Origin of the sequence: Mesorhizobium sp. AR02 (assembly GCF_024746835.1) — a bacterium.
Lineage (GTDB): Bacteria > Pseudomonadota > Alphaproteobacteria > Rhizobiales > Rhizobiaceae > Mesorhizobium.
Genome location: NZ_CP080531.1, coordinates 3535532 through 3552296, shown reverse-complemented (window position 1 = coordinate 3552296; position 16765 = coordinate 3535532). Strand labels below are relative to the sequence as shown.

Genomic DNA, 16765 nt, shown 5'->3' with positions numbered 1-16765 from the left:
GCTTGGCGGGATCGAGGCCGGGGCGTCAGGCGACCCGGACGACGAAATGCTTCGTCACCGGCTCGATGATCTTCCAGGTTCCCTTGAAATCGGCTTCCACCACGAAAGCGTCGCCGGGGCCGACTTCGACCGGCGTGCCGCCATCGGGGGTAATGATGATGCGGCCGGCGATCATGTGCACGAACTCATAGTCGGTGTAGGTCGCGTGATAGGTGCCGGGCGACGCCCGCCACGTGCCCGACATGACCTTGCCGTCCGCGGTCGTGTGCTGGACGGCGGTTTGCATGGTCGGCTGGCCCTCGACCGCGATCCAGCCAGGCAGGTCGCCGGCTTCCGCGTGTTCGACGGGGCCGAATTTGAGGATCGTCTTGTTCGTCATGCCGGGCTCCTTCAGCTTTCTGTGTCGCAGAGGTCGGATAGCCGATGCATCGGACGGGAGCAATGCATGCACCATCATAACCAGCGGCGTTTACGCACCTTGGCAGCGCAGCTTGCGAAGTCCTGCCGCCCGTGACCGCCCTACGGCTTGTGCCGAGCCGAGACCAGTTCCGCCTTGCGCCGCGCCGTCTCCAGCCCAAGGCCGATGAAGGCGCGGGCGTGCTTGGCGAGCGCCATATTGTCGGTCCACAGATTGCGCCAGATCGCGGTCTTCTTCGACAGGTTCTCGTCGACGATCTCCGAAGAAAAGGATTCGAAGCTGAGATCGTCGGCATAGCCGATCGCGGTCAGCGCATCGAAAATCCCTGCGAAGTCGATATTGCCGGTGCCGAGAAAACCGCGATGGCTCTCGCCGATATGGACATAGCCGATCTTGCCTGCGGCGTGGCGGATGGCCAGCCCGACATCGGCTTCCTCGATGTTCATGTGGAACGTGTCGAGATGCAGGAAGATGTTGTCCGAGCCAGTGTCCTCGATGAAGGCGAGACCTTGCGCGGCGGTGTTGAGCAAATTGCTTTCGAAGCGGTTGACGATCTCGAGATTGAGCGTGACGCCGGCCGCCTTCGCCGTCTCGGCCACCTTGGCCAGCGCTGCTGCGCTGCGATTCCGTTGATCGCGCGTCGGCGCTTCGACCTGCAAGCCGTGGCTGGTCGACAGAATGCCGGCGACCTTGCGGCCGCCAAGGTCGCGCGTCAGCGCGATGGTCTGGTTGAGGATTTCGACACCACGCGACGCAATCCCCTTGTCGGCGCTCGAAATGTCGCCATCAGCAGGCAATCCGATGCTGATCGCCACGCCGAGGCCTAGATCGGCAATGCGTTTGGCGAGCCCGCCAATATCGACATCGGCAGGGTCGAGATAGGAGAATTCGATCAGATCGAAACCCGCCTCCCTGGTGTTGGCCAGCGTGCGTTCGAGCGCGCTTTGCGCCGAGCTCGCCGACCAGACGAAAGAATGGATTCCGATGCGCGACATGATCGTCTCCGGTTTGCGGCGATGAGGAAAGGCGCGGCCGGGTCAACCCGGCCGCGCTTGTTGGAGTGATCAGCGGGCTGCGGTCCAGCCCTTGTAGTCCTTCAGGTTCTCGGCGGTGATCAGCTTGGGATCGAGCAGCACGATCGGCTCCGCCGGCTTCTTGCCGGCCAACAGGTCGGCCGCCATCGTCAGCGACTGGCCGGCCATCACGTAAGGGTCCTGCGAGGCCGAGGCCTTGATCATCGACTTGCCGGAAGAGAGCTCCTTTTCGATATCGGGCGCGCCGTCGACCGCGGTGAAGACGAACTCGGAGCGGTTGAGCTGCTTGGCGGCGAGCTGGGCGCCGATCGCCGTCGGATCGTTGATGGCGAACACCGCGTCGATCTTGTCGAAACGGGTGAGCAGCGACTGGAACACTTTCAGGCCGCCGTCGCGCGAGCCTTCGGCGTTCTGGTCGTCGGACAGGATCTTGATGTCCGGATGCTGCGCAAGCACGTTCTTGCAGCCCTTGACCCGCTCCAGGATCGACGACGATGCCGGGCCGTTGAGGATGACGTAATCGCCCTTGCCGCCAGTATGGTCGACCAGGTACTGGCAGGCCTCCTCGCCGGCCTTGACGTTGTTGGTCATCACGGTGACGTCGGCGCCCGGCGCTGAAACGTCGAAGGCGGCAACGATGATGCCGGCAGCCTGTGCCTTCTTCACCGCCGGCGCGATCGCCTTGGCATCGACGGCGTTGAGCATGATCACGTCGACGCCGGCGGCAATGAAGGAATCGACCTGCGAGACCTGCTTGTTGAGGTCGTAGTCGGCCGATACCGACGTCACCTCGACCTTTGGATTGATCTTCTTGGCCGCGTCCTCGATGCCCTTGATGGTGGCGACGAAGAAGGGGTTGCCGAGCAGGCCGACCGAGATGCCGACCTTGTTGAGGTCCTTGGCCGATGCCGGCGCGATGGCGACGGCCGCGAAAGCGGCGCCGCAGAGCAGTTTGGCGATGGTCTTCATTACGCTTACTTCCTCCTGATGCACCGCGCCTCTCACGGTGCGTTACACAAGCCGGTCGTTGATGCCGGCGACCAGGTCACTCACGTTCTTGCTCCAGCCTGGAGCCGGTAGCGGTCGAGGGCGACCGCCACGATGATGACCAATCCCTTGATGATGTACTGCCAGATGTCCGAGACACCGGCCAAGATGAGCCCGTTAGACAGCACCGCGATGATCAGGCCGCCGATCAGCGTGCCCCAGATCGAGCCGACGCCGCCGACGAAGCTGGTGCCGCCGAGGATGACCGCGGCGATGGCGTCGAGCTCGTAGGACTGGCCGAGCTGCAGGCCGTTGGCGGCATAGAGCCTTGCCGCCGACATGGCGCCGCCGAGCCCGGCCAGCAGGCCGGAAACGCCATAGACGAAGAGCAGCACCAGCGGCACCTTGATGCCGGTCAGCCGCGCCGCCTCGGCATTGCCGCCGACGGCGTAGATCCAGGTGCCGAGCACGCTGCGCTTGAGCACCAGCCAGGACAGTACCACCACGGTGAGCGCGATGACGACGAGCCAGGGGATGCCGAACAGCGAACCATTGCCGATGAAGTCGAACGGCAGGTCCGAGTTGAATACGGTCGTGTCCTGCCCGAGCAGGCGGGCAATGCCGCGCACGGCCGTCAGCGACCCCAGCGTGACGATGAAGGGCGGTAGCCTGATATAGGCGATGAGCAGCCCATTGATGAGCCCGAAGCCGAGGCCGGCCAGGATGGCCGCCGGCACGCCGAGCAGGCCCCAGTCCGGCACCAGCGACACCATCACGGCCACCATCGCCGAAGCGGCCAGAATGGAACCGACCGACAGGTCGATGCCGCCGGTCAGGATGACGAAGGTCATGCCGGCGGCGAGCACGATGTTGATCGACGATTGCTGGGTGACGATCAACAAATTGGTCTCGGTCAGGAAGCGGGGATTGATGAACTGGAACCCGGCAGCCAGCAGCACCAGCACCGGCAGCATGCCGAGCGCGGCAAAGGCGGTCCGCAGCCGCCGGCTCCTGACCGTCGCCTGATCCACGCTCGTCGTCGTTCTGTCGGTCATCCCTGGGCCGCTCCCGTCGCAAGTTCCATGATCGCTTCCTGACGCAGCGACTCGCCTTCGGATGCCGTCACCTCGCCCGCTATGGCGCCGTCGCGCATCACCAGCACGCGGTCGGCGACGCCGATCACCTCGGGCAATTCGCTGGAAATCATCAGGATGGCGATGCCGCTGTTGGCGAGATTGTCGATCAGCCGATAGATTTCCGACTTGGCGCCGACATCGACGCCGCGCGTCGGCTCGTCGAGGATGACGACCTTCGGCTCGGTCTCCAGCAGCCGGGCGAGCAGCACCTTCTGCTGGTTGCCGCCCGACAGCGAGCCGGCATTGGCCTGCGCCGAGCGGGTGCGGATCGACAGGTCCGCAATGGCCTTCGCCGCGCGCCTTTCGGCGGCTGTGAAGTCGCGGAACCCGCCGGCCCGCGCGTCCCTGGCCAGCACGCCTATGCTGATATTGTCGGAAATCGACATATCGAGGAACAGGCCGAGCTCCTTGCGGTCCTCGGTGAGGTAGGCGATGCCGGCGTCGAGCGCCTCGCGCGGCGAGCCGATGGTTACAGGCTTGCCGTCGAGTTCCAACGTACCCGATATGCGCCTGTCGGCACCGAAGATCAGCCGGGCGAGCTCGGTGCGGCCGGAGCCGACGAGACCCGCCAGAGCCAGCACCTCGCCCTTGTGCAGGTCGAACGAACAGTTTTTCAGCAATCGCCCGTCGGACATGCCGCGCACCGAGAGTGCGATGGCGCGTTTCTCGTCCGGCGGACGATGATCCTTCTTGTAGAAGGCGGAGAGATCGCGGCCGACCATCATCGACACCAGGCGCGAAGCATTGAGGTCGGCACGCTCCAGCGTGCCGACATAGCCGCTGTCGCGCAGCACGCTGACGCGGTCGGCGAGCTGGTAGACCTCTTCCATGCGATGGCTGATGTAGATGATGGCGATGCCTTGCGCTTTCAGCGTCGCGATCACCTCGAACAGCCGGTCGGTCTCGCGCGAGGTCAGCGATGTTGTCGGCTCGTCCATGACGATGACGCGCGCATTGGTCGACAGCCCACGCGCGATCTCGACCAGCTGTCGCTCACCGAGCGACAGACTGGAAACCAGCGCACGCGCCGAGAAGGAGACGCCGAGCCGCGCTATGATCTCGCTCGCGCGCCGGCTGCACTGGTCGCGGTCGACAATGCCGAAGCGCCGCGGTTCGTTGCCGAGGAAGATGTTCTGCGCCACCGTCAGGTTCGGCGCCAGCGACAGCTCCTGATAGATCACCGCGATGCCGGCAGCGCGCGCCTTGATCGGATCGCCGGTCGCGGCGGGCACGCCATCGATCAGGATCTCGCCGCCGGCATCCGGCCGATAGGCGCCCGACAGCACCTTCATCAGCGTCGACTTGCCGGCGCCGTTTTCGCCCATCAGCGCGTGCAGCTCGCCGGCATGGACGGTGAGCGAAACATCGTGCAAGGCGCGGATGGCGCCGAAGGTCTTGGAGATGTGGCGCATCTCCAGCACCGGCTGGCGTGCCGTCTCGGTCTTGGCCGTCGCGATCATCGCGCGCCTCCCGCCGTCTTGACGGCGGCGCCCTGCCCGGCAACGAGATCGCGCCAGGCGTCGCGATAGCCGACAAGGCCGGCAAAGCATGCCGCATGCACCGGCTCGGGCACCTCGGCGGCGAAGTCGCGGCCGACGCTCTCGAAGGCGAGCGCGGCCGCGCCCGTGGCACTGCCTTCCAGCGTGGCGCCTTGCAGGAAGGCCTGGCCGGGACGCAGCTGCGCCACGAGCCCTGCAAGCAGGCCGCCAGTGTTCAGCCCGCCATCGACGATGACGGTGTTTTGCGAATGGATCAGGTCGAGGCAGAGATCGACCATCAGCGCCACATAAAGCAGCGCCACGGCCGCGCGTTCTCCGGCATCGGGCGTGCGCCCGACCAGCCGGCCGGGACGATCCGGAATCGGCCCGCCCGGCGCGAAACTCGGCAGCGCCATGATGCCGGCGTCGATCGCTTGCTGGATCGAGCCATGCGGGATCGTGCCTTGCCAGCCGTCACTGATGGTGGCGAATTCGCGGCCGCCCATGAAGCGGATGGTCGGCACCGGGCCGCCGTCGACATCGACATTGACCAGCATGTCGCGGTCACGGTCGAGCACTTCCAGCGGACAGTCGGGATTGAGCACGATGACCCAGGTGCCGGTCGACACCACGGTCAGCGGGCCAAGCTCCTGGCGGCGATAGGCATAAAGCGCCGCATTCGAGTCGTGGACGCCGTTGTGGATGGCAACCGGCCGTGCCGAGCCACCGAGATGTCGCTCGCCGATGAGCGCGCCAGCGCGCGCGAAGGCCGGCATCTGGCCGCGCCACCCCTCGGCGTCGACCAAAGAGGAAAAGTCGCGCTTGCGCGGTGCCCACAAATGCGAATGGCAGCCGAGATAGGAAACTTCCGAAACCGGTCGGCCGCCGAGGCGCCAGCTCCAGTACTGGGGATAGCCCAGGATCGATGTCGCCGCCGCGAACGCGTCGGGATCGACCTCCTGCAGCCACAGCATGTGTCGGCCATAATTGAAGCCGAGCGGCAGGCGGGGCGAGAAGGTCTCGGCAAAATCCGGAATGCGGCGATCGATCCGGGCAGTGATTTCGGCCGGCGGCTCCTGCTCGTAGTCGAGGATCGGATGCGTCAGCGCCGCGTCATCGACTAGGGCGAAGGTGCAGCCATGGCCCGACACCATCACCCCTTCCGCGCCATGATTTTCGACCGCGTCCGTAACGGCACCGAGCGCCCAATCATGGAGTTCAGCCTCGTCGAGCACGCTGAACCCGTCCTGGCGCGTCCATTTCGGCTGGGTCCGGCGCTCGTCGAGGATGCGCCCGTCCTGGCCGAAGACGAACAACTTCGAATTGGTCTTGCCGAAATCGAGCACCGCCACTTTCACAGGACGGCTCCCGAGGTGGACGCGATCCGCACCATGACGCCGGCATCCTCCAGCATGCGCGCATCGGCATCCGAAAGACCGTCGTCGGTGATCAGCGTGCCGATGCGCGACAGCGGCAAGGCGACATTGCGCGCGTGGATCGACAGCTTGCGGCTGTCGGCCAGCACCACGATCTGGTCGGCGCAGAGGCTGAGATCGACGATGGAGCGCACCAGCAGCGGATGCGATTCCAGCAGCCCTTCCTGATTGAGGCCTTGTGCGCCGAGAAAGAACTTCGAGGCGTAGAAGGGCGTCGCCTGGGTCGGCGAATGGATGATGCCTGGCTCGCGATGCAGGTCGCCGCCGGCAACCGTCAGACTGCAATGGCCATGGTCGCTGAGATAGGCCGCGAGCGGCATCGAATTGGTGTAGAGGCGGATGTTGCGGTCGGCGAGCTTGACGCCGAGATGGAAGCAGGTCGAGCCGCCATGGACGATGACCGCGTCACCGTCGCGCACCATGGTCGCGGCGAGAGCAGCAATCTGCCGCTTGGCCTCGACCGCGAGGTCGCGGTTCTCATCATAGGGCCGGGCATAGGCGACGCCCTGCGAAGCACCGTCGAGCGCCGAGATGCCGCCATAGACCTTCCGTGCCTCACCGGCCTCGTCGATCCTGTCGATATCGCGCCGCACCGTCGCCGCCGAAACGCCAAGCCGCTCCTGCAGCTCGCGCACCGAGGCGAACGGGCGGTCCCGCAGCAGTTCGACGATCTGACGCTGGCGGCCGAGGTCGCTCAACTCTTTCCTCCCCAATGCCATTTTTCCATGGCAATTGGCGCAACTTACTCAACATTAGTCAGATTGCAAGCCAGTTTTGACGATAGTAGATCACTGTTGACGCAGATCACTCATATCTGCGATATCAGCGCCAACGGCGGCCCGGGCGACGGGATTTCGCGCAAGCGTGTAAGGAAAGGCGCCATGGCAACCCAAGCTGATGCGCAGGAACTGGCGGCCTTGCGGGCGCTTTCGGCCAGCATCGGGCTCAACCCGCATATGACGCAGGCGGCGGGTGGCAACACCTCGCTCAAGGCCGGCGACACGCTGTGGATCAAGGCCTCCGGTACCTGGCTGAAGGATGCGCTCAGCGACGACATCATGGTACCGGTGGCAATGGCGCCGCTGCTCGAGGCCGTCGAACAGCGCGATCCGGCCGCCGACAAGCCGCAGGCCTTTGCCATCGATGAACTCAATCCGCGCGGCCTGCGCCCGTCGATCGAGACCACCGTACACGCGTTGATGCCGCAACGCGTGGTGCTGCATGTGCATTGCGTCGACACGATTTCGCTTGCCGTGCAGGCAGATGGCGAGGCCGAGGTCGCCAGGCGGCTCGGCGGCATCGAATGGGCCTATGTGCCCTATTTCCGGCCTGGCCTGCCGCTTGCCCGCGGCATTGCCGAAAAACTGCGGCCTGGTGTCGACGTACTGATCCTCGGCAATCACGGGCTGGTTATCGCCGCCGAAACCGTCGCCGAGGCGGACGTTCTGCTCCACCGCGTCCGCTCGCTGCTGGCACGGCCGGCGCGCGCGACCGCCGCGCCCGACATTGCGGCTTTGACGGCGCTTGCCGCCGACAGCGTCTACCGATTGCCGGCGGATGCCGAAGCCCATGCGGTCGCACTCGATGCGGAAAGCCGCCGCATGGCTGAGGCCGGCAGCCTCTATCCGGACCATGTCATCTTCCTCGGCCAGGGCTCGGTCGTGGCGAGACCGGGCGAGAGTGCGTCTGGTGTCGCCGTACGGCTCGGCGCACCGCCTGTGGCGATCCTGTTTCCGGGCGCCGGCGTGCTGATGCGCGGCGACTCCAGTGCCGGGGCCGACGCCATGCAGCGCTGCCTCGCCGATGTGACGGCACGCGTCGATGTCGCGGCGCGGTTGAATTATCTCACCGCCGCCGAGAACGACGAACTGGTCAATTGGGACGCCGAGCAGTATCGCCAGAAGCTCAATGCCGCCAGCGGCTAACAGAGGACTGAAGACATGACGCCCCTTGTCATCGGCATCGACATCGGCACGTCAGGCGCGCGCGCTGTCGCCATGCGCCCGGATTTTTCGATTGCCGGCCAGTCTGCTGTCCGCCTCGATAGATTCGGCCAGAACCCCCGCGACCCCTCGGCCTGGTGGCAAGCGGTCCAGGCGGCTCTGACGGGCCTGCTTTCGAGCATCGACCGCGCCGCGGTCCGCGCCGCGGTCCGCGCCATCGCCGTTGACGGCACGTCGGGCACGCTGCTGCCGGTCGACGCCGCCGGGCGGCCCCTGGCCGAGCCGTTGATGTACAACGACAAGGTCGCCGACGCCGATATCCTGGCCGCCATCGCCCGTGAGGCGCCGGAGGCGAGTGCCGCCCATGGCGCAACCTCAGGCCTCGCCAAGGCCTTGCAGTTCCAGCATCTGCCCGGTATCGCGGCGGTGTTGCACCAGGCCGACTGGATCGCGGGAAACTTCTCCGGCCGCTTCGACATCAGCGACGAGAACAATGCGCTGAAGACAGGCTACGACGTCGAGGCGCGCCGCTGGCCGGACTGGATCGCGGCCACCGGCATGCGCATGGACTTGTTGCCTGATGTCGTCGAGCCGGGCGATGTCACCGGCACGCTCACCGCGGCCGCTGCAGAGATGTTGGGCCTGCCGCCCGATGTGGTCGTGGTCGCCGGCACCACCGATGGCTGCGCCTCGTTCCTGGCGACGGGCGCCACGGCCGCCGGCGACGGCGTCACGGCGCTGGGGTCGTCGCTGACCATCAAGATCCTCTCCGACCGGCCGCTCTCGGCGCCGCGCTTCGGCATCTACAGCCATCGCCTCGGCGACGCCTGGCTGGCCGGCGGCGCGTCGAATTCCGGCGGCAAGGTGCTGGCTCAGCATTTTCCGCTGGCGCGGATCATCGAACTCAGCGCCAAGATCGACCCCACGACCGAGACCGGCTTCGACTACTATCCGCTTGGTGCGGCCGGCGAGCGGTTCCCCATCGCCGATCCGGCCCTGCCGCCACGCCTTATACCAAGGCCGGCTGACGACGCCGACTATCTCAAGGGGATGTTCGAAGGCATGGCGGCGATCGAGACACTCGGCTACCGCAGGCTTGCCGAACTCGGCGCGCCTGCGCTGACATCGGTCAGGAGCGTCGGTGGCGGCGCGGCAAATCCGGCATGGACAGCGATCCGGCGTCGCAAGCTCGGCGTCGATTTCCTGCCGGCACTTTCCGACGAGGCGGCAGCCGGCACGGCGCGGCTGGCGCTGAAGGGTGCAAGCAAGGCGGGACTGCTGTGAGCGCGAAAACCATCGAACGCCTCGACGGCATCGGACCGCTGGCTGAGCGCTACCAGGTCTTCCTGCTCGACCAGTTCGGCGTGCTGCATGACGGCCAGGCTCCTTATCCCGGCGCGGTGGAGGCATTGTCGGCGCTGAAGCGCGCCGGCAAGACGGTGGTGCTGATCTCCAATTCCGGCAAGCGCGCCAGCCCCAACGAGGATCGCCTGCTCAAGCTCGGCTTCGCCGCCGGCAGCTGGGATCATTTTGTGTCCTCCGGCGAGGTGGCGTGGCGGTCCTTTAACGACATGGCCGCATCGGGAAAGCTGCGCCCAGGGACAAAATGCCTGCTGATCAGCCGCGACAACGACCGCACGGCGATCGAAGGCCTGCCCTTCGTGCTGACGGAGGCCGGTGAAGACGCCGAACTGGTGCTGATCTCAGCCAGCGAAGGCGACCGCCATAACCTCGACCACTACCGCCGGCTGTTGGCCCCCGCGGCAGCGCGCAAGGTGCCGTGCTTCTGCACCAATCCCGACAGGATCATGCTGACGGCGGTTGGACCTCGCTTTGGCGCCGGCGAGATCGCCGATCTCTACGAAAGCCTGGGGGGCAGCGTCACCCGCATCGGCAAACCCTATCCGGCGATTTTCGACGCGGCGCTGGCGCTGGCCGGCGAGCCGGACCGCGCCAGCGTGGTCTGCGTCGGCGACAGCGTCGAGCACGATATATCTGGCGGCAATGGCGCCGGCGTCGCCACGGCGCTGGTGCTCGGCGGAATATTGGCGGACACGCCGGATCTTGCCGCCATTTTCGACGAGCAGCAGGCCTGGCCCGATTACACCACGGAATCCTTCAGCTTGCGCTGACCGCCTCGAGCATGCGCTTGGCGCTTTCCTCGTCGGTGATGAGGATCGTCGGCGCGATCAGGTTCATCGCGCCGAGCAGCGCCTCGGTCTTCTCCTCGCCGCCGGAGGTCAGGATGCGGATCGGCGCCGCGCGCAGACGGTCGACATCCACCGACATCACGTGGCTGTTGACGGGATGGTCAACCAGATCGCCATTGCGGTCGAAGAAATGGAACAGAAGGTCGCCGACGGCGCCACGCGCAAGCAGGGCCTCCCGGTCCGCTTCCCTAAGAAAGCCGCCGCGAGAGAAGGTGGTGGCCGAGGCGATGCCGCCGACGCTCAGCAGAACGGCATCGAGCACGTTGGCCATTTCAAAAACCTCCTGCAGGCCGCAGCGCTCGACCAACGCGATCTTGGTCTCGACGCTGTCGACGACGGCCGGCGTCGGGATCAGATAACCGTCGCCCTGGAAGATTTGGGCGAAGCGCCAGGCGAACTCGGCCGGGTTGTAGCGCCGCACGACGCCGACACCGCCAAGCAGCGAGATGACCTTGAAGTCGGTGAGCGATTTGGCGCTGATGAAGGGCAGGCTCGAAAACAGCGTCTGGCCCCAGCCGACGCCGACGCGCATACCGGATTTCATCGTGTCGGACAGAAAACTGCCGGTCTTGGCGCTGATTGCCGGTATCGGATCGGCATTGGGGGCAGAAAGCGGCGCCACCAGCGCCTGCTGCAGGCCGAACGTCCGCTCCAGCGCGCGCTCCAGCCGCACGATCTCCGACAGTTCGCTCTCGATGGTGATCTTCACCTCGTTGCGCGCCCTCGCCTCGGCCAGCATGCGCACGATTGTGACGCGGCCGACGCCGAGCACGTCGGCGATCTCGTTTTGCGTCATCTGCTCGACGAAATACATCCAGGCGGCGCGAATCCTGAGGCGGTCCGTCCGGCTTTCACTAGCGACCTGCTCGGTCCCTTCGGCTCCTGCCCGCCCCTCGTCGGTTTGTCGTCGCCTGGCCAAATCATCCCTCCCCCGCGGCGACGGACAAGCGCGCTGTCGCCGATTCTGCATGCTGGCCTAGTATCGCCTATTGATCTACCAATCGATAGGAACAATGTAGAGTTGGTGGCCGGCGCCTTGCTGGCCGCTCTCCACGGCACTTTCGAGGCGATCCGCGATGCTCCGACAAATCTCCGAAGACGTCCGCGTCAACCTGAAGGACCGGTTGCGCGAAGTCCGCGACATCATCCGCCAGAGCCGGCATGACGGCAGCGGTGAGGCCAGCGTCGTGCGTGAAGCGACCAGCCACCTGCCGCCGTTTCCGGGCAAGGGCATCGAAGGCCTGCTCAGCCATGCCGCCAGCGCCTTCGACGAGGCACTGTCGATCGCCGAATCCTTTGTCCCGCATGAGCGCCCGATCAAGGTGGACGGCACGACCGTGAAAGGCCTCGCCACCTATTTCCCGGCCGGAAACGAAGAACGGCAGTTGAGCGCCGAGCGCCTGTTCCGGCGCGACATGTACTATCTGACCAAGGCGGTGCTTGCCTGGCTGAAGATCGACAATGCCCGCATTCACGAAGCCGATTTTGCCGCCGCGCATACCACGATGCGCAAGCGCCATGGCGATCTGCTGGCCGCGTTGACCGCACCGGGTACCGGACTGCAAGCAATCGCGGCCACCTGCGCGGCGCTGCTGGTCGAGTTGCTCAACCAGCGTCCGGTCCGCTTTGGCGAAGCCGCGCCGGAAACGGCCGGGGAACGGGCGCTCGACATAAGCTGCCTTGCGCCAGTGGTTCTGGCCTGCGGCCTGGCGACAACCGGCCGCGACGGCGCACCGGAGCCTGACATGCTGGAGATCGCGATCCTGGCCGCCGATATCCGTCACGACCGCATTGTGCAGGCCTGCGCCAAGGCGAGCCCGGTTGAGGAACTGACACCAGTCTTTGCCACCTTGCTCGCGCATTTGCCGTAAGCTCTAGCAGCTGTGGCCGGGATCTAGTCCCCGGCTGCCATGGCCGTGATCGTCTTCTTGGCGCGCTGGATCGAGGCCGGGCTCATCGAAAGCTCGGTCAGCCCCATCTCGATGAAGGCCGGGATCAGATCCGGCCGGCCCGCCGCCTCGCCGCACATGCCCACCATGATGCCGGCGGCAACGCCGGCTTTTGCCGTCAGCTCGATCGCCATCATGACCGCCGGATTGGTGACGTCGTTGAGCTTCGCCACGGTCGGGTTGAGCCGGTCGGCGGCCATGATGTACTGCGTGAGATCGTTGGTGCCGATCGAGAAGAAGGCCACCTCTTTTGCCAGCGCCGGGGCGATCAGCACGGCGGCCGGGGTCTCGATCATCACGCCGAGATCGAACGTCGCGTGCGGTATGCCTTCGGCCTTCAGTTCAGCGGCGCATTCATCGACCAGAATGCGTGTCTGCCTGACCTCGCCGATATCGGACACCATCGGCAGCATCACCTTGATGTTGCCGTGCACGGCGGCCCTCAGCAGCGCCCTGAGCTGGCGCTTGAAGATATCGGGCCGGTCGAGGCACATGCGGATGCCGCGCCAGCCGAGGAAGGGGTTCTCCTCGTCGGGGAACTCGATGCCGGCGATCGGCTTGTCGCCGCCGATATCGAGCGTGCGCACGATGACCGGATAGGGCGCGAAGGCCTTGGCCAGCGCCGCATAGGTCTCGGCCTGCATGTCTTCCGAGGGAAGATGCATGTGGCGCATGAACAGGAGCTCGGTGCGGAACAGGCCGACGCCCATGGCACCGGCCTCCTGCGCCGCCTCGATTTCCTCCAGCGAGCCGATATTGGCCGCGACCTCGATCACCTTGCCGTCGGCGCGCTTCGGCGTCACTGTCTTGAAGGCGGTCAGGCCGGCACGCTCCTTCGCCGCCGCTTCGACACGGCTAGCATAATCGGCGCGCGTCGCTGCATCCGGGTCGAAGATCACATGGCCGGTGTTGCCGTCGAGCGCCACGTCGCGCGCTGTGCGCAAGGCATTGACCCGGTCGCCAAGGCCCAGCACCGCCGGGATGCCGTGCGAGCGGGCGATGACGGCGATGTGAGAGGTGGCACCGCCGTGGCCGCAAATAACGCCACCGATGCGTTTCAGCGGCGCGCGCGCCAGATCCCAGGCACCAATGTCGTCGGCGATCAGAATCGCGCCTTCGGGGATGTTTTCGAGGCTGACGTCGTCTTGGCCCAGCAACACCAGGCAGATCTGCCGCCCGACGGCATGAACGTCATCCGCCCGCGCATTCAGGTAGTGATCGTCGACGGCGCTGAACTCGGCAGCGATGGTGGAGGAGGCGGTGATGACGGCCGAAACCGCGTCATTGCCGCCCTTGATCGCCTTCTCGGCCTCGCCGGTCAGGCTGTCGTCGGCGGCGATATCGCGAAGCGCCGCGACGATCCCCCTGTCTCCGGCCGACAGGCTGTCCTGCGCCAGCGCCCGGTCCATGCGCGCCTGGACGGCGGCGACGGCGGCGCGAAACCTGTCGATCTCGCCGGCGATCTCTTCGGCCTGCAATAGGCGGCCCTGTCCGGCGATGTCGGGCGGGAAATGCGCGAAAGCCGGCCCGATCGCGACGCCCTCGCTCGCGGCGACACCGCGCAAGCCGTTCGCTCGGCCGGATGCAGATTCAGTCGCTGGTGCGGGTGCCGCCTGGCCGGCATCATTCGCCGGGCTCTGCGGCTCGATTTCGTCGTCGAGACCAGCCTTGGGGTTTTCGAGATAGCCGATCAGCGCCTCGATCGCCTCGATCGCGTCGGCGCCATTGGCCCGCACGGTGACTTCCTGGTTCTCCTTGACCGCCAGCAGCATCAGTTTGACCGAGCTCTTGGCGCTGACCGCCTTGCCGTCCTTGACCAGCTCGACATCGGATTCGAAGCCCTTGGCGAGCTTGACGAACCGCGTGGCGGGACGGGCGTGCAAACCTTCATGCACTCTGACGATGGTCGAGCGTTCCATGGCAAATACTCTGCTTTTCCTAGCACCATGGCCAGATCGGCTGCGGCGCGAATGTTGTCAGGCGGCGATGGTGATGATCGCGTCTGCCTTCAGGGCGGCCACGAGCGCTTTCGTATCGACCTGCGATGCGCAAATCTCGCCCGGCCTCTCGGCCTCGGTGGCACCGTTGAACGAGATGACGACGTGGCCCATCTCGAGCACCTTGCTCCATGCGCTGGAGCCGACGGCGGTTATGACAGCGGAAACCGGACCAAGGGTGATCGACGCGCCCTTTTGAGGCGCGCCGTCGCTGGGTCCAAGCTCCGTCTTGTGGAGCACCGAAACCTCGGCAAGCTCCGGCGGCGAGCCATCCGCGAACAGGATGACCACGCCCCCTTCGGCAAGATCCGCCACTTCGGGCCCGATGGAAGTGACCCGTGTTCTCAACAGAACCGTCATATGGCGAACCTCATTTCACACTTTCCTTAAAACACGATCAGGCTGACGACCCATGCGATCAGCACGGATACAGGCCCCATGATCTGGCGGCTGATGAGCACCGCCGGCACACCGATTTCGATGGTCTTCGGCTTGGCCTCACCGAGCGCCAGGCCGACGGGCACGAAGTCGCAGCCCACCTGGGTATTGTAGGCAAACAACGCCGGCAGGGCCATTGCCGGCGAAATCGTGCCGTTGGCGATCTGCGGGCCGATGATGGCGACGCCGATGACCTGCGCGATGACGGCGCCTGGCCCCAGGATGGGCGACAGGAACGGCAGGCCGCAAATGGCCGAGATGATCAACAGGCCGACGATGTTGTTGGCCAGCGGTCCCATCGGCTGGGCGAGCACGTCACCGATGCCGGTGTACAGGATCAGGCCGATGAGCATGGTCACGAAGGCCATGAACGGCAGCACGTTGCGTACCACCTGGTCGATCGTGCGTCGGCCGGAATTGAAGAAGATGCCTACCACCCGGCCCATGACGCGGCCGATCGAGCTGATCAGGCCGATCAGCCCGCCTTCGCTCGGCAGCGGCTGCGGTGCAGCGGCTGCGTTGTTATTGCTTGAACTCATCGATGCTGCTCCCCCCGCTGTGGTGACCGTCTCGGATCCGTCCGCCATTGCGACGTTGGCCGGCTTCACGCCCGAAACGTAGATGTCCTCGGTGATGAACTGGGCGAGCGGCCCAGCCTGGCCGACCGGCGTCAGATTGACGGTCGGGATGCGCTTGCGCGGATAGACGCCGCAGCGTGCGGTGCCGCCGCAATCGACGACGACCACCGCCATCTCGCCTTCGACCGGCGGCGCCTTGAAGCCGTCGACGGCCGTGGCGCCGGTCATGTCCGCGATGAGCTGGGCCACGGGATGGATGCCGCCGCCGGTGACGGAGACGACCTTGTCGCGCTGCGCGGTCGGCTCGATGACGAGCGGGCCGCCCCAACCTGTGTTGCCCCGGGAGATCTTTACGGCTTTGAATGTCTTGGCCATGATGTCCTCCCGCCCTTACAGCTCGACGCCCTGGCGGCGTGCCATGATCATGGTGATGCGCTCGGTCAGCATGCCCTTGAGCAGGATGACGACGAGGCCGACAATGGCGTACCAGATCGCCACCTTGACGTGGTACCCGGCGACGACAACGCCCTTCTTCTCGAGCTCGAGCAGAGCCACGAGGATGCCGCCCCAGACGAAATATTCGCCGGGATTGATGTGCGGGAACAGGCCAAGCGGTGGATGCACATAGGACACAGCCGCGTCATAGAAGGCGGGCTTGTGCTTTTCTTCCAGGAACGATCCGAACGTATAAGCCATCGGATTGGTGAGGAAGAACACCGCCAGCAGCGGCAGCAGCGTATAGCGGGTCAAGGCAATCCTGCCGGCGCCGCGCGCCAGGCCATGCACGCGCTCTTCGCCGACCAGTTCGGTGACGGCATAGAAGGCGGTCATCAGCACCACCAGCGTCGGGATGATACCGGTGACGAAGCCGGCGAACACTTCGCCGCCTTTCTGGAAGATGCCGATGAAGTACTTGCCGATGGCGGTCAGCCAGCCGAGCTGCTCTTCCTGCTGGACGTCCTTCAGCTTTTCCTTGAACTGGTCGACGGTGATCGGCCCGCTGTCTGCTTGCGCGAGAACAACGAGATGGTCGGAAGCATGCTCGACGGCGAGCTTGCCATGCAAAGCAGCATCCGAGACCATGGCACCTGCGACATGCAGATTATGCACGGCCATGTCGGCATGCTGCGCCAACAACGAAAATACAGACATTTCTCCTCC

16 protein-coding genes are annotated in these 16765 nt (G+C 65.5%); 4 read left to right on the top strand and 12 right to left on the bottom strand.

Features of this window, described 5'->3' with window-relative positions; genetic code table 11:
• Positions 1 to 25: 25 nt before the first annotated feature.
• From DBIPINDM_RS21360 to DBIPINDM_RS21330, 7 genes are all read right to left on the bottom strand, one after another.
• Entirely contained in the window at positions 26 to 379 is a 354-nt protein-coding gene (locus DBIPINDM_RS21360; protein WP_258589064.1) for a cupin domain-containing protein, read from the bottom strand.
• Between the two features lie 140 nt (positions 380 to 519).
• Complete coding sequence (locus DBIPINDM_RS21355; RefSeq protein ID WP_258589063.1) at positions 520 to 1413, bottom strand: sugar phosphate isomerase/epimerase family protein; 894 nt, start codon at positions 1411 to 1413, stop codon at positions 520 to 522.
• Between the two features lie 69 nt (positions 1414 to 1482).
• Positions 1483 to 2421: an ABC transporter substrate-binding protein gene (locus tag DBIPINDM_RS21350; RefSeq protein ID WP_258589062.1), complete on the bottom strand. Its 939-nt coding sequence runs from the start codon at positions 2419 to 2421 to the stop codon at positions 1483 to 1485.
• Positions 2422 to 2501: 80 nt separating this feature from the next.
• A complete protein-coding gene (locus DBIPINDM_RS21345) occupies positions 2502 to 3494 on the bottom strand; it encodes an ABC transporter permease subunit (protein WP_258589061.1) in 993 nt (330 codons plus the stop codon).
• On the bottom strand, positions 3491 to 5035 hold the full coding sequence (locus tag DBIPINDM_RS21340) for a sugar ABC transporter ATP-binding protein (RefSeq protein ID WP_258589060.1): 1545 nt from the start codon (positions 5033 to 5035) through the stop codon (positions 3491 to 3493). The genes DBIPINDM_RS21345 and DBIPINDM_RS21340 overlap by 4 nt, the downstream gene beginning before the upstream one ends.
• Positions 5032 to 6411, bottom strand: a complete 1380-nt coding sequence (locus DBIPINDM_RS21335) for an FGGY-family carbohydrate kinase (protein ID WP_258589059.1) — start codon at positions 6409 to 6411, stop codon at positions 5032 to 5034. Before DBIPINDM_RS21335 ends, DBIPINDM_RS21340 begins: the two co-directional genes overlap by 4 nt.
• Positions 6408 to 7187, bottom strand: coding sequence for a DeoR/GlpR family DNA-binding transcription regulator (locus DBIPINDM_RS21330; RefSeq protein WP_258589058.1), 780 nt, complete (start codon positions 7185 to 7187; stop codon positions 6408 to 6410). Before DBIPINDM_RS21330 ends, DBIPINDM_RS21335 begins: the two co-directional genes overlap by 4 nt.
• Positions 7188 to 7370: 183 nt before the next feature.
• Between DBIPINDM_RS21330 and DBIPINDM_RS21325 the strand changes: the two genes are divergently transcribed.
• From DBIPINDM_RS21325 to DBIPINDM_RS21315, 3 genes are read left to right on the top strand one after another with little or no spacing between them, the layout of a single operon-like run.
• Positions 7371 to 8414, top strand: a complete 1044-nt coding sequence (locus DBIPINDM_RS21325; protein ID WP_258589057.1) for a class II aldolase/adducin family protein — start codon at positions 7371 to 7373, stop codon at positions 8412 to 8414.
• 15 nt (positions 8415 to 8429) lie between these two features.
• Positions 8430 to 9716 (top strand): FGGY-family carbohydrate kinase, encoded by a 1287-nt coding sequence (locus DBIPINDM_RS21320; RefSeq protein ID WP_258589056.1) that lies wholly within the window; start codon positions 8430 to 8432, stop codon positions 9714 to 9716.
• Positions 9713 to 10564, top strand: coding sequence for a TIGR01459 family HAD-type hydrolase (locus DBIPINDM_RS21315; protein ID WP_258589055.1), 852 nt, complete (start codon positions 9713 to 9715; stop codon positions 10562 to 10564). The genes DBIPINDM_RS21320 and DBIPINDM_RS21315 overlap by 4 nt, the downstream gene beginning before the upstream one ends.
• Here the strand turns inward: DBIPINDM_RS21315 and DBIPINDM_RS21310 are convergent.
• On the bottom strand, positions 10551 to 11456 hold the full coding sequence (locus DBIPINDM_RS21310; protein WP_318036946.1) for a sugar-binding transcriptional regulator: 906 nt from the start codon (positions 11454 to 11456) through the stop codon (positions 10551 to 10553). The genes DBIPINDM_RS21315 and DBIPINDM_RS21310 overlap by 14 nt on opposite strands.
• Before the next feature lie 262 nt (positions 11457 to 11718).
• Here DBIPINDM_RS21310 and DBIPINDM_RS21305 point away from each other — a divergent pair, with 262 nt between their 5' ends.
• Positions 11719 to 12513: a hypothetical protein gene (locus DBIPINDM_RS21305; RefSeq protein ID WP_258589053.1), complete on the top strand. Its 795-nt coding sequence runs from the start codon at positions 11719 to 11721 to the stop codon at positions 12511 to 12513.
• Positions 12514 to 12536: 23 nt separating this feature from the next.
• On the opposite strand, the gene ptsP is transcribed toward DBIPINDM_RS21305, so the two are convergent.
• Genes ptsP through DBIPINDM_RS21285 form a run of 4 tightly spaced genes read right to left on the bottom strand, consistent with a single transcriptional unit; the run spans position 12537 to position 16756 of the window.
• The gene (gene ptsP, locus DBIPINDM_RS21300; protein ID WP_258589052.1) at positions 12537 to 14510 is read right to left on the bottom strand and encodes a phosphoenolpyruvate--protein phosphotransferase; all 1974 of its coding nucleotides are present in this window, start codon (positions 14508 to 14510) and stop codon (positions 12537 to 12539) included.
• Between the two features lie 57 nt (positions 14511 to 14567).
• Complete coding sequence (locus DBIPINDM_RS21295) at positions 14568 to 14948, bottom strand: PTS glucitol/sorbitol transporter subunit IIA (protein ID WP_258589051.1); 381 nt, start codon at positions 14946 to 14948, stop codon at positions 14568 to 14570.
• A 26-nt stretch (positions 14949 to 14974) separates the two neighbouring features.
• The gene (locus DBIPINDM_RS21290; RefSeq protein WP_258589050.1) at positions 14975 to 15979 is read right to left on the bottom strand and encodes a PTS glucitol/sorbitol transporter subunit IIB; all 1005 of its coding nucleotides are present in this window, start codon (positions 15977 to 15979) and stop codon (positions 14975 to 14977) included.
• 15 nt (positions 15980 to 15994) lie between these two features.
• Positions 15995 to 16756 (bottom strand): PTS glucitol/sorbitol transporter subunit IIC, encoded by a 762-nt coding sequence (locus tag DBIPINDM_RS21285; RefSeq protein ID WP_115140658.1) that lies wholly within the window; start codon positions 16754 to 16756, stop codon positions 15995 to 15997.
• Between the last annotated feature and the right edge of the window lie 9 nt (positions 16757 to 16765).